Source organism: Nocardia aegles, from assembly GCF_052545135.1.
Genome location: NZ_JBQWRI010000079.1, coordinates 1 through 248, shown reverse-complemented (window position 1 = coordinate 248; position 248 = coordinate 1). Strand labels below are relative to the sequence as shown.

The 248-nt window shown below is 62.1% G+C and carries 1 protein-coding gene; it reads right to left on the bottom strand.

Annotated features, from left to right (window positions below):
• On the bottom strand, positions 1-248 hold a 248-nt coding region (locus ACT89H_RS29530), incomplete at both ends, for a DUF4226 domain-containing protein (protein ID WP_445111948.1).

The following is a 248-nucleotide window of genomic DNA, read 5'->3' as shown; positions in this document are numbered from 1 at the left end:
CCACCGGAGACGATCGACTGCGCTTTCAGCAACGCCGCGGTCAGGATCTGATGCACCTTCCGCTGCCCGGCTTTGGTGTAGGCCTGCGGCCCCAACTCCGCCAACGCCACGTTCACCTCCCGCACCAACCCGACGATCGCTTTCTTGTCGACCGTGTTCGACCCCTTCAAACCCCGCATATACGACACCAACTGGTTGTCCACAGTGTTGAACGCCTTCGCCGCGTTGCGCTGGAACACCTGCTCAGC